The organism is Roseburia sp. AM59-24XD (assembly GCF_003478445.1).
In the GTDB taxonomy this organism is placed as follows: domain Bacteria; phylum Bacillota; class Clostridia; order Lachnospirales; family Lachnospiraceae; genus Jutongia.
The window spans coordinates 24583-44282 of sequence record NZ_QUET01000009.1 but is presented as its reverse complement, the minus strand read 5'-3'; the positions used below and the strand labels follow the sequence as shown (position 1 = coordinate 44282).

Here is a 19700-nt window from a genome sequence, read left to right as displayed (position 1 = left end):
CATGAAATAAAATAGAATTAATAATGGAAAGGAGCGATTGCGTATGCAGTATATTACAGATGCCAGAGAGGCAAAAGAAATTGACCGTATGTCTATTGAAGAGATCGGGATCCCATCGATGGTTTTGATGGAAAAGGCGGCACTTGCCGTAGCGGCATGCGTTAAGGCAAATGCAGAACCGGGCAGTCATGTGGTAGCCGTATGTGGTATGGGTAACAATGGCGGTGATGGTGTTGCGGCGGCACGGCTGCTGTGGGAGGACGGATTTTTGGTGACAATCTGTCTGATCGGCAATGAGGAGCATGCCAGTGAAGAAATGAAAAAGCAGCTTGCCATTGTCCGAAAATTGGGACTTCACATATGCACAGGACTTCCCTCCGGTGAATATGATGTTATACTGGATGCGATTTTCGGAATTGGTCTTTCCAGAGAAATCGCCGGAGAATTTGCAGATGCCGTCAACTGGATCAACGAACAGGATGCATTGCGCTTTGCCGTGGATATTCCATCCGGAGTTAATGCGACTACCGGAGAGATCCTGGCGGTAGCTGCAGCGGCCGATTTTACGATAACCTTCGGCACCAATAAGCGTGGAATTGTATTATTTCCGGGTTGTAATTATGCAGGCACGGTGATCGTGTCAGATATTGGATTTCCGAAAAAGGCAGTGGAGGAGATCAGGCCAAGAGCGTATACCCTGACCCGTCAGGATGCCATGGAACTGATGCCGCCACGGATTCTTCGTTCCAATAAAGGAAGCTACGGAAAGGTTCTTGTGATCGCCGGATCGGCGGAGATCAGCGGCGCGTGCTATCTTTGCGCTGCGGCAGCCGGACGTATGGGAAGCGGGCTGGTAAAGGTGTTTACAGCTGCAGAAAACAGCACAGTGATCCGTACCAGACTGCCGGAAGCACTGGTGGCAACGTATGACAGCACACTTGACTATTCACAGCCGGAGAACCGGCTCGAATTGTCGGGACGTTTGCAGGAGGAAATCAAATGGGCTTCCTGCATCGTGATCGGTCCCGGAATTGGGACAAAGGAACCGGCAGGAATCCTTTTAACCGAAGTATTAAAGGAGAAAAATAAAGCGATCGTCATTGATGCGGACGGACTGAATGTTCTTTCCGGCAAGGATGAATATTTTGTAGAGCGTGAGGACGGTACAAGAAAGCTTGCACTGTCTGCCAATGTTGTTCTGACGCCGCATCTGCAGGAAATGACAAGACTTACACGCTTTGAACTTCCTCTGATCCGCACAAGGATCGTTGATCAGGCACTTTTGGCTCTCGAATGTGCGAATGGACAGACGCTGGTATTAAAAGATGCCAGAACAGTTGTCACCGACGGAGGAGAGGTGTATATTAATACTACCGGCAACAATGCACTTTCCACGGGAGGCACCGGGGATGTGCTGACTGGCATGATCGCCGGACTTCTGGCACAGGGAATGCGACCGAAGAGAGCGGCAGTTCTGGCTGTTTGTCTGCACGGCATTGCTGCCGATGAGTACGTCAGGGACAGAGGCGGACGGTACAGCATGATCGCCAGCGATCTGCTTGATATGCTGCCGCAGATCCTGCCGAAATAACAAGAAGAGCAGTGACGTTGTATAGACATAGACCTACACTGTGACTCGAAAGAAATGGAGATAACAATGAGAGATTATTATAGAGTATATGCAAATATTGATCTGGATGCGATTTATGAAAATGTCGTAAATGCCAAAAAACTCACTAAACCGGGAACAAAGCTGATGGCGATCATCAAGGCGGATGCCTACGGTCATGGAGCGGTAGAGGTTGCCAGGACACTGGACGATGTTGCCGACGCCTACGGTGTTGCGATCCTGGAGGAGGGAATCGAGCTTCGTCAGGCAGGAATTGATAAGCCTGTCCTGATTTTGGGATACACCCCAAAGGCATTGTATCCGGCGATGATCAAGCATGATATTGCGACAGCAGTATTTACCTGGAAGATGGCGCAGGAGATTTCACAGACTGCAGAGGCACTTGGCAGAACGGCACGCATTCACATCAAGTTAGATACCGGTATGAGCCGTATCGGATTTAAGCAGGATGACGAAAGTCTTGAGACGATCTGCCGGATCGCAAAGCTTCCGAATATATCAATTGACGGCTGCTTTACGCATTTTGCGAGAATGGATGAGACTGATAAGACTTGGGCGTTAAAGCAGTTTGAGCGTTATCAGGACTTTGTAAAGCGACTGGAGGAGGCCGGCGTGACATTCCCGGTCAAGCATGTTTCCAACAGTGCTGGTATCATTGAAATGCCGCAGGTAAATCTTGATATGGTAAGAGACGGTATTGCCGTTTACGGTATGTATCCTTCCGAAGAGGTGGATAAGTCCAAGATCCTTCTGCGTCCGGCAATGGAATTAAAGGCGTATGTATCCTATGTAAAAACACTGGAGCCGGGTGTTCAGATCAGTTATGGCGGCACATTTACGACAACAAGAGAGACAAGAGTAGCCACCGTTCCTGTCGGATACGCCGATGGTTATCCGAGAGCATTGTCCGGAAAAGGGCATGTCCTGATTCACGGACAGTATGCACCGATCCTCGGAAGAGTATGCATGGATCAGTTTATGGTGGACGTCACGGATATTCCGGATGTCACACAGGGGGATGATGTGACTCTCGTTGGAAGAGACGGCGATGGTTATATCTCTATTGAGGAGGTTGCCAATATGGCGTATTCCTTTAATTATGAGTTTGTCTGTGATGTTGGAAAACGTGTTCCGCGTGTGTATTACCGCCACGGTCAAAAGATAGAGACAAAGGATTATTATCCCGAATTTGACATTTAATCTGTACTATTTATGGGACAGATAGAAACAAACGTATAACGATTCCATTTTCTGGTAATAATGGAAATAACATTTCATATACGGATTCTTTCAAGAGGATTCCTGTCAGGTACATAGGAAACAAACGTCTGAGAAACGCATATGAGGTGAGAATTTATCAGAATGGAGCGTGAAATGGTTTGAATATTAAAAGAGGCGATATATATTTTGCAGATCTGCGGCCGGTTGTCGGTTCAGAGCAGGGAGGCGTCCGTCCGGTTCTCATCATACAGAACGACATGGGCAATTGCCATAGTCCCACAGTGATCTGTGCGGCGATTACATCAAGAATGAACAAGGCAAAGCTGCCGACGCACATTGCTCTGGATGCCGGCAAATATCATTTGATGAAGGACTCCGTCATTCTGCTGGAACAGATCCGTACGATCGATAAATCGCGCCTCAAGGAGAAAGTATGCCATTTGGATGATGCAATTTTGCACCGTGTCAATTATGCACTTTGCATCAGTCTGGCACTTGATGTGTAATAATGTCATGTAGACCTATGAAGAAGTCATTCATTAGAGAAAATATATTGCCGATTTACAAAAAAAGCGAGGAAAACGTTGAAAATTACGATATTAACCGTAGGAAAAGTAAAAGAAAAATATTTCACAGGGGCGATTCAGGAATACAGCAAGCGGCTGAGCCGCTACTGTAAACCGGAGATCATAGAGGTTGCCGACGAGAAAACGCCGGATCGGGCAAGTGAAAGGGAAGAGGAGCTGATCCGCCGGAAGGAAGGCGAACGCCTTGCCAGATACCTGAAGGATGACGCATATGTGATCGCTCTGGCAATCGAAGGGAAACAGATGTCCTCCGAAGCGTTTGCACGCAAGCTGGACAGGCTCGGCATCGAAGGCAAAAGCCATATTATCTTTATCATCGGCGGATCGATCGGACTTGATCCAGAGATACTAAAGCAGGCGGATGAGCTGCTCAGTTTCTCGCCGATGACCTTCCCACATCAGTTAATGCGTGTGATTCTGCTTGAACAGATTTACCGCGGGTATCGGATCATACACGGGGAACCATACCACAAATAGAGTGCAGGACGTTGGGAGATGAGTAATAAAAACAATATCTACTCTGATATTAAATATATATAGTTAATAAAGAGAGGTGCATATGCTATGCCTGGTATACTCGTGGTTGAAGATGATGAAAATTTAAATCGTGGAATTACATTTTCACTGAAAAAATCCGGATATGAGGTTTTTTCAGCAGAATCAGTGAAAAAAGCGAAAAGAATTGCAAGTGATAATAATGTGGATGTTACCATTTGTGATGTGAATCTTCCGGATGGGAATGGACTGGAATTTGTAAGGTGGATGAGATGCAATTATAATACATACATTATTTGCCTTACAGCACTAGATCAGGAGATGGATCAGGTTATGGGATATGAAGCAGGGCAGATGATTATATTACAAAGCCGTTTAGTCTTTCGGTACTTCTTTTGAAAATAGAAGCACATTTCCGCCGCAGACAGGAGAAAACGGAAGCCGGAAAGATGATTTCGGGAGATATTGTATTTATCGCAGGAGAAATGAAAGTCCTGATAAAGGGTCGTGAAATCAGTCTGACAAAAACGGAGTTGAAAATGCTGACTTTTTTTCTTCAGAATCCGAAAAAGATTCTTTCCAAAACACAAATATTGGAAAATGTGTTTGATCTGGAAGGGGATTTTGTGGATGAAAATACAATCGCTGTTAATATCAGGAGACTCCGTGAGAAAATTGAAGACAATCCGGCTGCACCGGTCTATATAAAGAATATCAGAGGTCTTGGGTATATATGGAATCAGGAGGTAAGGCAGTGACAAAAAAATATTGCAAGAAGATTCCAGTAGGGCTCTCCTTGATATTGCCTGTCATAGTATTGTTTGTAATATTAAATTGCTTTACCACGTATGTGTTTTATGAGGATTATAAATATAAAATGAATCTTATGACAGACATTGCTGCAAAGGAAGAATTTTCCGGGCTGGATGCTGTTTCGGAATTGCTTAAGGATAAAGATATTGGAACCAACGAACGGGGAAGGCGATTATTGGAGCAATATGGATACTGGGGAAATAAAGGAAATGTATTTTATTTACAATTCCGGCATCAGGTTATGGTGACCGGTGCTGTAAGCACTGTGATATGCGTGCTTCTTTTGACTTTTTTACTTTATTGGAAGAAAAAAGAAGATGCGTGTCATCAGAAAATTTTAGACCAGTTGGAAGAAATTCTGATCAGATTCCGTGAAAATAAATTTGATGATTTACTGAAAACAGAAAATCATGCAGAACTGGAAAAATTGAATGACCAGCTTGAAGCAATCGGACATCATATTCAGTTGATAAAGGAAGAAGCAAGGGCAGAAAAGGAGAACACGAAAGAAATGGTTTCTGATATTTCTCACCAGTTAAAGACACCGGTTGCAGCTTTGGATACATGTTTTAGTGTGCTGATGCAGAATGACTTAAGTGCCACAGAACAGGAGGAGTTTCGTATCCGTTGTCGGAGTGCTCTGGATGGACTGGAGACATTATTGCAGTCGCTTCTTGAAATATCCAAGATGGAAACTGGACTGATTCAGATTAATAAGAAAAAAATTCCGCTTATGGATACTGTCATATCTGCTGTGAACCGCACTTATCCTAAAGCGGATGAGAAAGAAATTGAATTCGTTTTTGACTATGAAAAAGAGCTGGAAACATGCATGATTATGCAGGATAAAAGGTGGCTTGGTGAAGCTGTGATCAACGTTTTGGATAATGCAATCAAGTACAGCTCGGATGGTTCAAAAATATTTATCCGGTTACAAAAAAGAAACGATCTTGTAAGAATGGAAATTGAGGATCAGGGAATTGGTATTCCGCAGAATGAGTATCACAAAATTTTTCAACGATTTTACAGAGGAAGTTCCAAGGAGGTTATGGAAAAGAGTGGTACAGGAATCGGACTTTTTCTATCGAGAGAAATTATCGAAAAACACGCAGGTACGATTACGGTAACCTCCGGCAAAAAGAAAAAAGGAAGTACGTTTGTGATTCAATTACCATATGTTGGTTAAATTTTAAGTGAGCAGAAATCTTACAATTCTGTAAGACTTCTGCTCGTTTTTTGAAAGTGAAATGAAAGATTGTCCTGATACAATTTGGATGCAGGTTGAAAAATGACCAAATATATAAACGGGCAAAGAAAGCGTGCTGAAAAGGTACGCTTTACAGAATGAAAAAGGAGGCATCACATGAGTGTGATATTAGAAACCAAGCAGCTTTGTAAGTTTTATGGTGCAGGTGAGAATCAGGTCAAAGCGGTTAATCAGGTGGACATTCAGATTGAGCAGGGAGAATTTGTCGCAATTGTCGGAAAGTCAGGTTCCGGTAAAAGTACATTACTTCATATGCTTGGAGGGCTTGACACCCCTACAAAAGGCAGTGTTACTTTAGCTGGAAAAGATTTATACAGGATGAAGGAAGATGCCCTTGCTGTTTTCCGCAGAAGAAAAATCGGATTTGTTTTTCAGGCATTTAATCTGGTTTCATCTGTTAATGTCTGGGAAAATATTGTACTGCCACTGGGGCTGGATGGAAGAAAAGTGGATGAAGCGTATGTAAATGATATTATTGCAACTTTGGGGATTAAAAACCGGATTTATAATCTGCCAAATCAGTTATCCGGAGGACAGCAGCAGAGAGTAGCAATTGCAAGAGCACTGGTGAATCGTCCGGAAATTATATTTGCAGATGAGCCGACAGGCAATCTTGATTCTAAGACCAGTGATGAGGTAATCGCCCTGCTTAAGATGACAGCAAAAAAATATGGTCAGACGATTGTAATGATTACCCATGATGACGAAATCGCACAGGTTGCTGATCGCATTCTGGTGATTGAGGATGGACAGGTGGTGGATTTTAGATGAAGACAATAAGCAGGATTGCATATAGCAATGACAAAAAAAACAAGACAAGAAGTATACTGATTATGATGTCCATATGTCTGACTACGATGCTGCTTGTGATTATCAGTACTGTGGGAAATGGAATGATCCGTTTGCAGAAAAGTCAGGCGGCAGGCTCATATGGAAGCAATTATGGTCTGTTTGTCGCAGCAGACGGATCGCAGTTAAAAGAAGTAAACCGCCGTGCGGAAATAGATGCTACAGGCACTATGTGCACCGAAGGTATCATAAAAGGCAACGAAAACGGTGGTTTTGTCTGCATGGATGAGACTGCAAGAAAAATGCTTCCCTATAATAAGGAATATGAGTTAAAGGAAGGAAAGTATCCGGGGGGAACGCAGGAAATTGCCGCAGGAAGAGCATTTTTTCGTGAAATGGGATATGATGATGTAAAGGTCGGAGATACGGTTACACTGGATTACCGTGCAGGGATGCAGTCAGAATATAAGCCGGAAGAGTTTGTTGTCAGCGGAATCCTATATGACCGGGATGAGTATACCATCGAGGCATCTTATGTTGCTTTCGGGTCACAGGAGTTTTATGATGAGCACGTCGCAGAGAATGACAGACAGTATAATATTTATTTTACTTTAAATGATTCTGCAAATGTATCTATGAATAATATTGAACCGGTTATAAAGCAGATTGCAGCAGCTTGTGGGATCGAAGAAAAAAACGTTATAATCAATGATTTCTATCTGCAATGGGTCTTGCAGCCGAGTTATGAAACGATTGCGGTATGTGGAATTCTGATTCTTGCAATTGTACTTTTCTCTGTTGTGGTCATTTATAATATTTTTCAGGTCGGTATTGTCAACAAGATACAGGAGTATGGAAAAATCAAGGCTCTGGGAGCGACAAAAAAGCAGATGAAACAACTGATCTTCAGAGAGGGCATTTTTTTGACAATTTTTTCAATACCGGTTGGATTGCTTCTTGGTTTTCTGATTGCAAAATGCGGTTTTAACTGGCTGGTAGAACAGGGAAACCTTGTATCAACCGGAACGGGCTCTATGGGAGTCCAAAATCAGCAGGTGCCACTGTTTTCCCTGCCTGTTATACTTCTATGTATTTTCGTATCATTTCTTACCGTTGCTTTGGCACTGCGTAAACCAATGAAAATTGTTTCACGGATTTCACCTATCGAAGCAACACGGTATTTAGAAAATGCAGAAACACAAAAAAAAGGAAAACGAAATGGCAGAAAAAATGTCACCGTGTTTTCTATGGCAATGGCAAATGTAACGGGTAATCCCAAAAGAACTATTGGTACTATCCTCACAATGGGTTTTTCTTGCGTATTGTTTGTGATTATCTCTAATTATGTGGGAAATATTGACACGGAGCATGAAGCACGTCTTTCCGTTAATCATGGACAATTTGAACTGCAGCTTGACTATTCTGCTGAGTATGATGAAAGATATCCGGAGAATAATCTGGATACGATTCTGACGGATGATCCATTGAATGATTCGCTGATTGAAGAAATCAAAAGCATTCCGGGAGTAACAGATGTCATGACGAGAGAGATTGTCTCTGTAAATCTGAACGGAACAAGATTTCCGGCTACTATTGTGAGTAAAAAGGATTTTGATTTTATGCGCCAGGAAGGGGATATTGGCTCTATGGACTATGATCAGGCGGTAAAGAATGGTGATATTTTCTTTGGCTGGTCAACGTGGATGGAACAAGATGGATATGCTCCGGGTGAATCCATTGCATTTGACTTTGAGAATGGAAGTGGAACCTATACCTATCAGGGAAAGATTGCAGGATCTTTTGTAAGTGCGGACACTTATCTTGTCATTCCGGAAGGTGTATATCGTTCCATGAATCCGAGAGGAACAGCCTATGGCTATCTGTGGGTGGACTGTGAAAAAAAAGATGTGGCATCTGTAGAACAAAGTCTGAATACTTTGATTTCTAATACTTCGCATATAAAAATGGATACTTATCATGCGCAGTTACAATCTGCCGAATTTGCAAGCAGCATGATGAAGCTTGGCTGTTATCTGTTTATGGCGGTTGTGGGACTCATCGGGTTTATGAATATGGCGAATACCATGATCATGAATATTACGACAAAAAAGCAGGAATATGGTATATTACAGGCTGTGGGTATGACAAATAAACAATTAAATTTATGCCTGCAGTTACAGGGACTGATTTTTACGGTTGGTACCATATGCGTAGCTTTGATCATTGGTCTGCCGCTCGGCTATGCACTTTTTTCCTATGCAAAACATAATGGAATATTTGGAATGAATATCTATCATGTTCCAATCGTACCAATTTTTATTATGATTTTTTTGGTCGGTCTGTTGCAGATTATACTTTCCTGCGTTTTAAGCAGTAATCTGAAAAAGGAAACGCTGGTTGAAAGAATAAGGTATCAGGGATAGCAAGTAACCAAGCTGTCACTCAGGCAATGAGTGACAGCTTAGTTTGCGAGTATACGTTAAAAGATTCTGTGCCCCTTTGACATTATCATAATTCTAAAAAATCTTCTGTATTTACCCACATCTACCGGATGTCCTGCACCCTTGTATTTTTTCTTATCAGAGTCCATAAACGCTGGTAGGACAATATAACACAAGGGAAACAATATGGGAAAGCTCACCTGTGACAAATTCAGTGTTTTCAATGGTTTACATAGAATTTAATAACAAAATATAACAGTTACTTGATGATATCTGGATCATAGCCAGAAGCGCAGAAAAACTTGAAGCGGTCAAACAGGAAATTGGCAGTAGAATCAAATGCTTACTTAAGAGTAGTGATTATGTTTCCATGCATTGTCCTTTGACAGAAAGTACAAAACCTATGGCTACGTGGAAAGAGGATTATTGCTTTACAAAGCTAAGCTATGGGTCATAAAATCGCTTGCAAACCAAGCGGAAGGCTGGTATTCTTTTTATAGGCAGTAGAAAGGTCGATCCTGTTTGATTGTTAGGTGTCGTAACTTAACAATACTACTTTTAGGACTTGCTTTCCCATACCTCAAATTGATGTATGTCCATCCTTGGTATGGGAAGTCTTAGTAATAGATACGAAATCTTGCATGAAACATTGGCTGGATGATTCGTTGTTTTAAGTTGGGCAAAAAAGAGAGTGATATTATGACTAAATCAAATACAAGTAATATTGGTATGCGCATGGATAGTAATTTAAAGACGGCTGCTGATAAATTACATGAAGAACTTGGTAGAAAGATAAATTTAGTGGCACTTCCGTGCCTGTGTGTAGATGTTTTTGATGGAACCGATGAACTGCGTGCTGGTGGTGAAGCCCTTAATTTTGCAGCTCATGCATCAAAATTTGATGAGTTCAATGTTTCAATATTGGGTGCGGTTGGACAGGATTACTACGCAAAATTTATTATGGATTCTATTTCTGATAAGAGAATAGATGTAAGTCATGTAAGAATTGATAAGGATAAAGAAACTGCGAATAATCGTACATATCTTACAGATGACGGTGACAGATATTATAAAGATGATTCGTGGACGGGTGATATTATTGATAATATGATATTGAACCATGACGAATTGGAAATTATCAAAAAATCAGATGTTGTATTTGTACATTTCTGGGCAGGCTGTTTTGGTCAAATTATAGATTTAAAAAAAAATAACAACTTCAGATTGGCCGTGGATTTTGCAGAGTACCGTAATTTTAAAGAGATGGAAAAATATGCACCATATATAGATTATTTCATGATAAGTGGAGAGAAGTCCATTCTTCCAATATTTGAACAGTTTTCAAAGAAGTATAAAGGTCTTTTTAACGTATCTTTGGCTGATAAAGGAAGTGTTACATATCATAATGGTGAAAAGTATTTTATCCCGGCTAATAAAGTTTTAAAAATAGTTGATACTACCGGCTGTGGAGACAGCTATCATGCAGGCTTTGTGTGTTCTCATATGTTAATTGGAGATATTTACGAGGCTATGAGAATTGGTACAGAATTTGCAACAGAGACGCTGTCTCATTATGGTGGCTTTTAACAAACTGACGGAATGACGTGATATGCCCCGGCTGTTTGCAACGCTGCCCGAAGTTTGCCATTCAGTACGAAAAAAACACAAAGAAGCACGGGCGTACACCAATCCGAATGTTACGGTATAAATTCCGGTTCAATAAAGAAAGAAAAATCATTCATGCCCTTTGTTATATAGTTTTTGTATATTTTTAGGAAGTTTATCAGGTAGCATGGCATTTATAGCATCTTCGTTACCGTCTTTCATTGCTATTTCATAATACCAACATTTAAATTTTAAGAGGGAAAGAGTTTTCTGAAGTTCCTGAATTTCAGTTTCAACAGCTAATTTTCTGGTTTCAAATAATTCTTTCCTTTTTTCATAGCTGGAGCTGCCTTCAGATACCCAGATAAAAAATTGCTTTATATCTTTAATCTCAAGACCCGATTTCTTCAGACATTCAATAACTCGAAGAGCTTCTAATTCATTATCACTGAAATAACGGATGTTTCCTTTGCGTTCCAGATGAGGGAAAAAACCTTCCTTGTCATAATATCTTAAGGTAGAAGCAGGAAGATCAAACATTGCAGAGACCTGACCAATTGTATACATAAAAAACCTTCCTTCAAAATTATGCTTGGCCTAAAGTTAACTTTAGATTGTATATTATTTATATAATATACAATTGTTAGTGTATTTACAAGATATTTTGTATATGGAGAATGATAAATATATTGAAAATAGAAAATTTAAAGCTGGTATCTGAACGGTTCTTAAAAATGTACATACAATTTAGGTACGCAGGCTCCGGTAGCATGCCTGTTACGACCTTCCGGAGACAGAATGCTCCGGCAGAAATGTATCTGCCACAGAAAGTCAGGATGTTGTCTGTGTAAACATCCAGCCTGATCCGGTTCGGGAAATCGCCGGAAGCTGCAAGCATTTTTCTTCAGTATGGCGGTGTCAACATCGTATTGTCAAATGACTTTGAAGAACAGACTTTAAAACGTGTTCTCCTGACACTCCGGGAGACGGTTTGCTAGGAGATATATCCGTTCTGGATAAAGTGTATATTGTCTGTGGCAGAACGGATATGCGCAAGCAGATCGACGGACTGTGTGCCATTGTTGAGGAACAGTTAAAGATGAATACAAATGATAACTGTCTCTTTCTTTTCTGTGGCAGAAAGAAAGATTGGATCAAGGCGATCTACCGGGAGAAGGACGGCATTGTCCTTCTCTATAAGTGTCTGACCGGATCCGGCAGTTATAAATGGCCGCGAAATCAGGATGAGGTCAAAAGCCTTACCTGGAAGCAGTTTGAATGGCTGATGGATGGTCTGGAGATCGAACAGCCAAAAGCCATAAGACCAACGGAACAGACTACGTGAAAATGCTGAAAAACATTGAAAAATAAGGGGTTTCCGCTTTTGTTTTATGCTAAAATCTGATATAATAATGACATCAGATCAAGTAGGAAACGCCCATGGGTGCCGATGCAAAAGACCGTCTGATCCGGGAGTTGAAAGACTCTGTTTCAGAACAGCGACAGATGAATAAAACATTCCGTGCTGCATTAGAAAACAGCAACGCCCAGGTGGCGGAACTGACTGTCCAGATCAGGCTTCTGAATGAACAGCTGGATTATATGAAGAGGAAACTCTTCGGCAGATCCAGTGAAAAACATGCAGCCGAAACTGACGGACAGCTGACGCACTTTGATGAACCGGAAGAGGAGAAGTCGGCTATCCTGCCTGCTGCAGAGATACCGGTAAGATCCCATGTCAGGAAAACTTAACAAATCGGGATTTGTAGAGCATTGAGTTGGTTTCTACAATGATATGGAGGAATATATGAAACTTACAATTGCATTCTTACAGCTTCTTCCAACAGGAAGTCTGAAAGGGAATATGGAAAAGGGAATCAAGGCTTGTTTTCAGGCAAAAGAAAAGGGGGCAGATATTGCAATTTTTCCAGAAATGTGGAGCTGCGGATACGTCTTTCCACATGAAGAGGCAAGCCTACGGGAATGTGCCATTCCTAGGTATGGCTCTTTTGTGAAAAGGTTTGCAGAACTTGCTGCAGAGTTGGATATGGCTATAGCTATCACTTTTTTGGAGCAACATGAGCCGAAACCGAGAAATACAGTTTGCCTTTTCGACAAACATGGCAAAATACAGTATTGTTATTCAAAAGTCCATATTTGTAATTTTGGGGAAGAAGATGATGAAAGTGTTCTGGATGCAGGAGATGATTTCTTTGTGACAGAATTGGATACGAATGAAGGAGTTATAAAAGTCGGATCAATGATTTGCTATGACCGGGAATTTCCGGAAAGTGCTCGAGTTATGATGTTGAAAGGAGCGGAGCTACTTCTAGTTCCAAATGCCTGCCCAATGGAACTGAACCGCCTCGCACAACTCAGGGGAAGAGCATATGAAAATATGTTAGCTATAGCCACATGCAATTATCCGGCCCCTCATCCGGATTGCAATGGACATTCTACCCTGTTCGATGGTGTCGTATATCTTCCAGAGCTTCCTGACTCGCGAGATACATGTGTATTTGAAGCTGGCGAGGGAGAGGGTGTATACGTGGCTGAATTGGATGTAGATATGTTGCGAGAGTATCGTCATCGTGAGGTATGGGGGTGCAAAAATCGACGCCCAGAAGTGTATGGTATAATATCAGAGAGGAATCATATATAAAAGGGTTCAACTTCCGGTTTTTAAGGCAGGATACATCGGAATTGACCGAACTCTTTAGATTGTTAGATGCTTCTTGTACATAAGGTAAGAAGATGAGAACTGAAATGAATTTAACTATTGGAAGTGAGAGGGTATCTACAATGAATATTGAATTGATAAAATTAACTACTGAATATAGAGAGCAGTTATTTGAAATGTTGACAGAGTGGAAGAATGACATTATAGAAAATCATACGGATATGTCTCCTTGGAAAATATGGGTAAATGATTTTCACAATTTAGAGTATTACATAGAAAATCTTGATACAAAGGAGAATGATGAAAACGGTTGGGTTCCTGATACAACATTGTTTTGCTTTGACAAAGATAGAAATATATTTGTAGGCGCTGTTAATATTCGACATGTTTTAAATGATGCGCTATTAAAAACTGGTGGGCATATAGGAGATGGAATTAGACCTAGTGAACGGAGAAAAGGTTATGCGACAGCAATGATTTCTTTAGCATTAGATGAATGTAAAAAATTTGGTATCAAGAGAGTATTGATGACTTGCAACAAAAATAATATTGGTTCAGCAAAGTCCATAACTAATAATGGTGGCATATTAGAAAACGAGATTGAAATAGATGGACATATTGAGCAACGCTATTGGATTCAATTGTAATTTGTTGAATTAAGAGTTAGGTTTTGCATGGGAGGCGAAATGTTATGGAAATAATCAATAAGAATATTGATCATGGAAGAGCATTTGACTGGGGAAAAACTTCTGAAGACTATGCAAAGTACCGCGATATTTATCCAAAAGAATTTTATGCAAAATTAGAGGAATTATCGTTAGGAGTAAAGGGGCAAAATGTACTGGATCTGGGAACGGGAACAGGTGTGATTCCAAGAAATATGTATCCTACGGAGCAAAATGGACAGGGGCAGATATTTCGGAGAATCAGATTTTACATGCAGAGAAACTTAGCAAAAATGCGGGGATGGACATTGATTATATTGTTGCTGCGGCAGAGGATGTTGATTTTCCAGACAAAACATTTGATGTGATTACAGCATGTCAATGTTTTATGTATTTTGATAAATCGGTTGTCTTGCCGAAATTTCACCGTATATTAAAGGATAACGGTCATTTTGCAATCTTATTTATGGCATGGCTGCCAGAAGAGAGTGAGATTGCCAAAACAAGCGAACATCTTGTTTTGAAATACAACCCTGCATGGACTGGTGGAAGAATGGCAAGATATGAATTGCAGGAGCCACCTTGGTGTGCCGGAATGTTTAAGGCTGCAAATATGCTAACATATGATTTGCCAGTACATTTTACAAGAGAATCATGGCATGGAAGGATGAAAGCCTGTCGAGGAATTGGTGCGAGTGGATTGAAAGAAAGTGAGATTCAGAAATGGGAGCAGGAACATTGGGAATATATGCAATCGCTACCGAAAGAATTTGATATTTTGCATTACGTTTCAATCTTGGATTTAGAGAAGATCTAAAAGAAAATTAGAGAAAAGAAATAAGTAAATCGGAATCTGGAGTTGCGAGAGGAGACATGTATGTTAGCAATAGACCAATCTGGAAATAAATTATTAGAGTTTGTAAAAATCTCAGAAGAGGATGCAGCTTTGCAGTTTTCACCCATAACGGTTTGCCTAATTGTTGTAAAGATAGGCAAAGATTATCTTATGGGATTCAATCATTGGCGAAAAGACTGGGAAATATTTGGCGGGTGCCCAGAGAAAGGTGAAACCATGCGAGAGGCAATGATACGAGAGACTAAAGAGGAGTTGGGGATTGATTGTATTCCTGAATGGTTAGGTCTTGCTCATTTTGAAATGCAACCAGACTATTTTAGCAATGTGGTACGTGAGGAGTATGGTGCAATATTTGGGGTATCATTAGGTGAAGAGTATTTGGAGCAAATCGAAAAATTACGAATAGATAGAGAAGAAGTTGAAAAAATTGCTTTGTTAGGAGAGATTTCTTCCGATGAAGAAATAAGAGAACTTGACAGAAAATTAATCGATTTTTATTAAGCTTATTGTAGTATACAGTTGAGTTTGAAGGAGTGTGAAGCTTTCGAGTGACGGAGCGATAACTTCGAATTTAGCGGAGGAGAATAAAATTGAAAAATTTTATAAGATTGACAGATTATCATGCAAAGGATATTGCTGAAATTTTTCACATAGCAGATGAAGTTGAGCTGGAAAATTATAAGGATATTTTAAAAGGTAAAAGTGTAGTTTTATTTTTCCCCAATTCCAGTATTCGAACACGAGTTACTTTTGAGAAGGGAATATATTTGTTAGGTGGACATTCTATTTTATTTCCAACAGAAACGCTTGATAAAAAAGAAGATTTAAAAGATGTTTGTGGCTATTTGAATAACTGGGCGGATATGGTGATTGTTAGGCATAAGGATATAAATGTGATTGACAAAATGTCACAATATTTATCTGTGCCTATAATTAATGCGATGACAAACATAAATCATCCTTGTGAAGTGCTTACAGATATGTATGCACTTTCAAAAATCAGAAAGAACTTTGTAAATGACAAGTTCTTATTTTGTGGCAGTAATGGCAATATTGGTTTGGCATGGAAAGAAGCAGCAACTGTTATGGGCTTTAGTCTGGAGCAGTGTTGTGGAAATGGTTATGAAATTGAGGGATTGGTATCGTATAGTAATATTTATGAAGCAATTATAGGAAAAGATATTGTATGTACCGATTCGCTACCGGCTGCTATTCTAAATGACTTTAAAGAGTGTATGGTTACATTAGATGCTATGAAAAAAGCCAATAAAGGATCTGTGTTAAATCCTTGCCCGCCATTTTATCGTGGGGAAGAAGTTTCAGCTGATGTAATTGATTCGGGTTATTTTGTTGGATACAAGTTTAAACGGTATTTACTTAATGTTCAGCAAGCAATTATGGTTTATTGTTTAACTCAATAACCTCCAGTTTGTTGGTAGGAAGAACATTTACAGTAAAATGAAATATATGACACATGTACTTCAATTCACCTTCAGAAGATATTTTTATATAGTGTTATGCTTATGAATTGTGGAAAATTCTTATAGAGGTATGATATACTAGGAAAAAGGATACTATATCGGAAGGTAGTTAGGAGGAGTTCATAATGAGCGAGAAAGCAGAAATTACCTTTATGCAGACAAGATTAATTCGACTTGCTTCAGAAGAATGGCATTTATCAATTGAGCAAATTATTGACTTATTTAAAAAAGTAGATGTTCTTGGATATATAGAAAGAGGCTATGGTATTTTTCATTGTGAAGGTGACGAGGCTGTACTTGAAGATATTGTAGAATTTCTTGATGGAAAGGGGATAAAACTTCATGCCTTTGGTGCAATGGACCATCATATATAGTTGAATTATATATGGAAGAACGAAAGAATATCAGGGATGAGAAAGAGTAGAATAAATCGGTATCTGGAGGATTGAATTATGTGGAATGAATTAGGCATAAGCGGAGGAACCGCAATTGTTATTTTGATTGTGCTGTATTTCGTTATCAAATGGGCAGTAAAAAATGGCATCAAAGAAGCCTACAGTGATATCACTGGAATGAAAAACGATGAAGCGCTGCAAGATCTTGGATCGGATTCAGAAGATCAATAACGTCTAGTTTAAAGAACTGAAAATCGGAATTTTTTCGTCAGTCTATAGAGGGGAGGAAAAATGCTCAATGGATTACAAAGATGCGATCGCAATATTTGAAAACAACACAAAAAGAAGTGTTGTTCAAATAGAACGCTGCAGTGTTGGTATTGCGAACTATGTTTTTATTGTCTCCACTGCAAACGAAAAGTTTGTTCTCAGATGCAGTAAAGATGAAAATGCCTATAAAGATACTGTTTATTGCTTAATAGGTTGTCTGTATGTGAAATACCGATACCGATTGTCTTGTCAGAGGGAAAATACAAAGACTATTCCTATCTGATTCTCTCTTATATCCGTGGAGATGATATTGGTAATGTCTATTGTAAATTGAATGATAGCGAGAAAAAGCAAATTGCCAAGGAAGTAGTTAAGATACAGCGAAAGGTTTCAAGGCTTGATATCCATGCGGATATGGAATGGACATGGAACTGCTTTGTTGACAAAATGCTGAATCGTGCTGAAAAGAGAATAAAAAGAAAGAACTATTTTGACTTTAACAAAATATATATCATAAAGAAATTACAACAAGAAATACAGGAATATTTGGATAAGGTTCCGATAGCACCGTATTTGGATGATATCAGTACAAAAAACTTATTGATTTATGAGGGTAATGTATCTGGGATAATAGATATTGATTGGATGGGATTTGGCGATATGCTTACCTTTGTTGCATTGACAAGGGTTTCATTACTCAATATGGATTTGGATACTAAATATATTGATTATCTATTAGACGAGATTCGTCCAAACACGATAGAGTACAAAGCGTTTATATTCTACTGCTTGATTTATTGTGTGGATTTCATGGGGGAAAGAGGTATGCAATTTCTTGATAAAACAATTCCAGTAAATGAAAATATAATCGAGAGATTGAATGATATCTTTGACTTTCTTATGGAAGAATGGGACAAATATTGCAAACGGTAAATTCAAGTTTGTGGAGGTAATAATGTGACTACTTTATATGTATCTGATTTGGATGGTACTTTGCTTCGAAGCAACGAAACCACTTCAGAATATACTAATAGTATTATTAATGGACTGGCAGATAGAGGAATGATATTTTCATATGCCACAGCACGTTCACTAATTACAGCTAAGAAAGTTACAAATGGTATAAAAGCAAAAATTCCGTTAATTGTATATAATGGTGCATTTATAATTGATAATGTGACAGATGATATTTTGGTTGCAAATTATTTTGATGAGTCAGTAAAAGATATACTTGATGAGCTATTTACAAATCAAATATATCCTATTGTATATGCCTATATAGATGAAAAAGAAAAATTTTCATTTGTACCAGAGTTATGCACAATAGGTATGAATAAGTTTCTAAATAGCAGACGAGGAGATATTAGAACGAATGCTGTAAAGTCTGTGGATGATTTAAAATATGGAGATGTTTTTTATATCACTTGTATTGACAGCTCAGGTAAGCTTAAACCAATTTATGATAAATATAAAAACATATTTCATTGTGTTTATCAGAAAGATATTTACACCAATGAGCAATGGCTTGAAATTATGCCTTTAGCGGCTTCCAAATCAAATGCTATAAAACAATTACAAAAATTGTTAAAGTGTGACAAATTAGTCGTTTTTGGAGATGGTAAGAATGATATTGATATGTTTGAAATAGCTGATGAAAGTTATGCGGTTCAAAATGCTCATGAAGAACTAAAGAAATATGCTACAGCTATTATTTCTTCAAATGATGAAGATGCTGTTGCTCATTGGCTTGAAAAAAACTATATTTGACAAATTCCAGTTGATATTTCACATATTTTAGGAAATTTAATAACTGTTATATTTGATTATCAAATTCTTCGCAAACCCTTGAAAATACTAAGTTTGTAGCAAGTGAACTTTCCCTTACTCTTTCCCTTGTGTTACATTTTCCCATTGCTTTTCATGAACCTTAATATGGGAAAAATTAAGGGAAAGAAAATTTCATAACACAATATAACATATAACAATAACGACATGGTGAACTGATTGAAATGTTTTCGATATTTAACTCTGTAACTGATTATCAAAAGAAAATGGAGATAAGATACGATGAGAACAATTTATGCAGAATATAATATAAACCACGATAGTATTGATGTTTACACAAGTGCTGGATATATGCTTCGCATTGATTGCTGGGAAGCTGAAAAAAATTTAAAAACCACATATGGATCAGAATGTGCGCTTACTTCATTGGCTGTGGATGAGCCTTTGGAATATGCAAGATTATATCTTGATGGCAATTTACAGATGTGGGTGGATACAGAAGATTCATTAGAACTTTATTAAGCAAGAAGTGAGATAGTGTTGTAGGGAGTTTCCTGTAGTTAAAGATACCACACCCGATATGATGAACCCACGCTTATACACTACCAGCTATGATAAAAGAAAGGACAGCAATTTGACACTGCTGTCCTTTCTTTTATAAAATTGCAGTACACAGAAAAAAGCTGTAAAATGAAAAATATATTTGTCCTTGTAACAATT

Annotated in this window: 22 protein-coding genes and 1 pseudogene; 22 read left to right on the top strand and 1 reads right to left on the bottom strand. The window is 39.2% G+C overall.

Annotated elements, in window-relative coordinates; translation table 11 throughout:
- The first annotated feature begins 43 nt into the window (after positions 1 to 43).
- From DXA20_RS05855 to DXA20_RS05815, 9 genes and pseudogenes are all read left to right on the top strand, one after another.
- A complete protein-coding gene (locus DXA20_RS05855; protein WP_118559643.1) occupies positions 44 to 1591 on the top strand; it encodes an NAD(P)H-hydrate dehydratase in 1548 nt (515 codons plus the stop codon).
- Positions 1592 to 1657: 66 nt separating this feature from the next.
- A complete protein-coding gene (gene alr / locus DXA20_RS05850; RefSeq protein WP_118559642.1) occupies positions 1658 to 2830 on the top strand; it encodes an alanine racemase in 1173 nt (390 codons plus the stop codon).
- Positions 2831 to 3009: 179 nt separating this feature from the next.
- Positions 3010 to 3357 (top strand): type II toxin-antitoxin system PemK/MazF family toxin, encoded by a 348-nt coding sequence (locus DXA20_RS05845; protein ID WP_022306827.1) that lies wholly within the window; start codon positions 3010 to 3012, stop codon positions 3355 to 3357.
- Between the two features lie 78 nt (positions 3358 to 3435).
- The gene (gene rlmH / locus DXA20_RS05840) at positions 3436 to 3915 is read left to right on the top strand and encodes a 23S rRNA (pseudouridine(1915)-N(3))-methyltransferase RlmH (RefSeq protein WP_022306828.1); all 480 of its coding nucleotides are present in this window, start codon (positions 3436 to 3438) and stop codon (positions 3913 to 3915) included.
- An 87-nt stretch (positions 3916 to 4002) separates the two neighbouring features.
- A pseudogene (locus DXA20_RS05835) lies at positions 4003 to 4691 on the top strand (response regulator transcription factor).
- Positions 4667 to 5932, top strand: a complete 1266-nt coding sequence (locus DXA20_RS05830) for a sensor histidine kinase (protein WP_118559641.1) — start codon at positions 4667 to 4669, stop codon at positions 5930 to 5932. Before DXA20_RS05835 ends, DXA20_RS05830 begins: the two are co-directional and overlap by 25 nt.
- Before the next feature lie 177 nt (positions 5933 to 6109).
- Positions 6110 to 6784: an ABC transporter ATP-binding protein gene (locus tag DXA20_RS05825; RefSeq protein ID WP_118559640.1), complete on the top strand. Its 675-nt coding sequence runs from the start codon at positions 6110 to 6112 to the stop codon at positions 6782 to 6784.
- Complete coding sequence (locus tag DXA20_RS05820) at positions 6781 to 9225, top strand: ABC transporter permease (RefSeq protein WP_118559639.1); 2445 nt, start codon at positions 6781 to 6783, stop codon at positions 9223 to 9225. Before DXA20_RS05825 ends, DXA20_RS05820 begins: the two co-directional genes overlap by 4 nt.
- 717 nt (positions 9226 to 9942) lie before the next feature.
- Positions 9943 to 10830, top strand: a complete 888-nt coding sequence (locus DXA20_RS05815; RefSeq protein ID WP_243100556.1) for a carbohydrate kinase family protein — start codon at positions 9943 to 9945, stop codon at positions 10828 to 10830.
- 147 nt (positions 10831 to 10977) lie between these two features.
- Here the strand turns inward: DXA20_RS05815 and DXA20_RS05805 are convergent, their stop codons facing one another.
- Positions 10978 to 11415 (bottom strand): MerR family transcriptional regulator, encoded by a 438-nt coding sequence (locus DXA20_RS05805; RefSeq protein ID WP_022305961.1) that lies wholly within the window; start codon positions 11413 to 11415, stop codon positions 10978 to 10980.
- A 424-nt stretch (positions 11416 to 11839) separates the two neighbouring features.
- Here DXA20_RS05805 and tnpB point away from each other — a divergent pair, with 424 nt between their 5' ends.
- The 13 genes from tnpB (at position 11840) to DXA20_RS05745 (ending at position 19502) form a co-directional block, all read left to right on the top strand.
- Complete coding sequence (gene tnpB, locus DXA20_RS05795) at positions 11840 to 12193, top strand: IS66 family insertion sequence element accessory protein TnpB (protein WP_118559637.1); 354 nt, start codon at positions 11840 to 11842, stop codon at positions 12191 to 12193.
- Positions 12194 to 12288: 95 nt separating this feature from the next.
- The gene (locus tag DXA20_RS05790) at positions 12289 to 12600 is read left to right on the top strand and encodes a hypothetical protein (RefSeq protein WP_118559636.1); all 312 of its coding nucleotides are present in this window, start codon (positions 12289 to 12291) and stop codon (positions 12598 to 12600) included.
- 55 nt (positions 12601 to 12655) lie between these two features.
- Complete coding sequence (locus DXA20_RS05785) at positions 12656 to 13510, top strand: carbon-nitrogen hydrolase family protein (RefSeq protein ID WP_118559635.1); 855 nt, start codon at positions 12656 to 12658, stop codon at positions 13508 to 13510.
- 140 nt (positions 13511 to 13650) lie between these two features.
- On the top strand, positions 13651 to 14175 hold the full coding sequence (locus DXA20_RS05780) for a GNAT family N-acetyltransferase (RefSeq protein WP_118559634.1): 525 nt from the start codon (positions 13651 to 13653) through the stop codon (positions 14173 to 14175).
- A 142-nt stretch (positions 14176 to 14317) separates the two neighbouring features.
- Positions 14318 to 15010: a class I SAM-dependent methyltransferase gene (locus tag DXA20_RS05775; RefSeq protein WP_330420668.1), complete on the top strand. Its 693-nt coding sequence runs from the start codon at positions 14318 to 14320 to the stop codon at positions 15008 to 15010.
- 60 nt (positions 15011 to 15070) lie between these two features.
- Complete coding sequence (locus DXA20_RS05770; RefSeq protein ID WP_118559633.1) at positions 15071 to 15550, top strand: NUDIX hydrolase; 480 nt, start codon at positions 15071 to 15073, stop codon at positions 15548 to 15550.
- Between the two features lie 89 nt (positions 15551 to 15639).
- Positions 15640 to 16470 (top strand): ornithine carbamoyltransferase, encoded by an 831-nt coding sequence (locus DXA20_RS05765; RefSeq protein WP_118559632.1) that lies wholly within the window; start codon positions 15640 to 15642, stop codon positions 16468 to 16470.
- A 185-nt stretch (positions 16471 to 16655) separates the two neighbouring features.
- A complete protein-coding gene (locus tag DXA20_RS05760; RefSeq protein ID WP_118559631.1) occupies positions 16656 to 16904 on the top strand; it encodes a DUF3791 domain-containing protein in 249 nt (82 codons plus the stop codon).
- Between the two features lie 78 nt (positions 16905 to 16982).
- Positions 16983 to 17156, top strand: coding sequence for a DUF6019 family protein (locus DXA20_RS16380; protein ID WP_199877058.1), 174 nt, complete (start codon positions 16983 to 16985; stop codon positions 17154 to 17156).
- Between the two features lie 67 nt (positions 17157 to 17223).
- Positions 17224 to 17478, top strand: coding sequence for a hypothetical protein (locus DXA20_RS16375; protein ID WP_172749925.1), 255 nt, complete (start codon positions 17224 to 17226; stop codon positions 17476 to 17478).
- On the top strand, positions 17397 to 18128 hold the full coding sequence (locus tag DXA20_RS05755) for a phosphotransferase (RefSeq protein WP_118559630.1): 732 nt from the start codon (positions 17397 to 17399) through the stop codon (positions 18126 to 18128). Before DXA20_RS16375 ends, DXA20_RS05755 begins: the two co-directional genes overlap by 82 nt.
- A gap of 24 nt (positions 18129 to 18152) precedes the next feature.
- Positions 18153 to 18962, top strand: a complete 810-nt coding sequence (locus DXA20_RS05750) for an HAD family hydrolase (protein ID WP_118559629.1) — start codon at positions 18153 to 18155, stop codon at positions 18960 to 18962.
- 300 nt (positions 18963 to 19262) lie between these two features.
- Positions 19263 to 19502 (top strand): DUF6061 family protein, encoded by a 240-nt coding sequence (locus DXA20_RS05745; protein ID WP_006859036.1) that lies wholly within the window; start codon positions 19263 to 19265, stop codon positions 19500 to 19502.
- Positions 19503 to 19700: the final 198 nt, after the last annotated feature.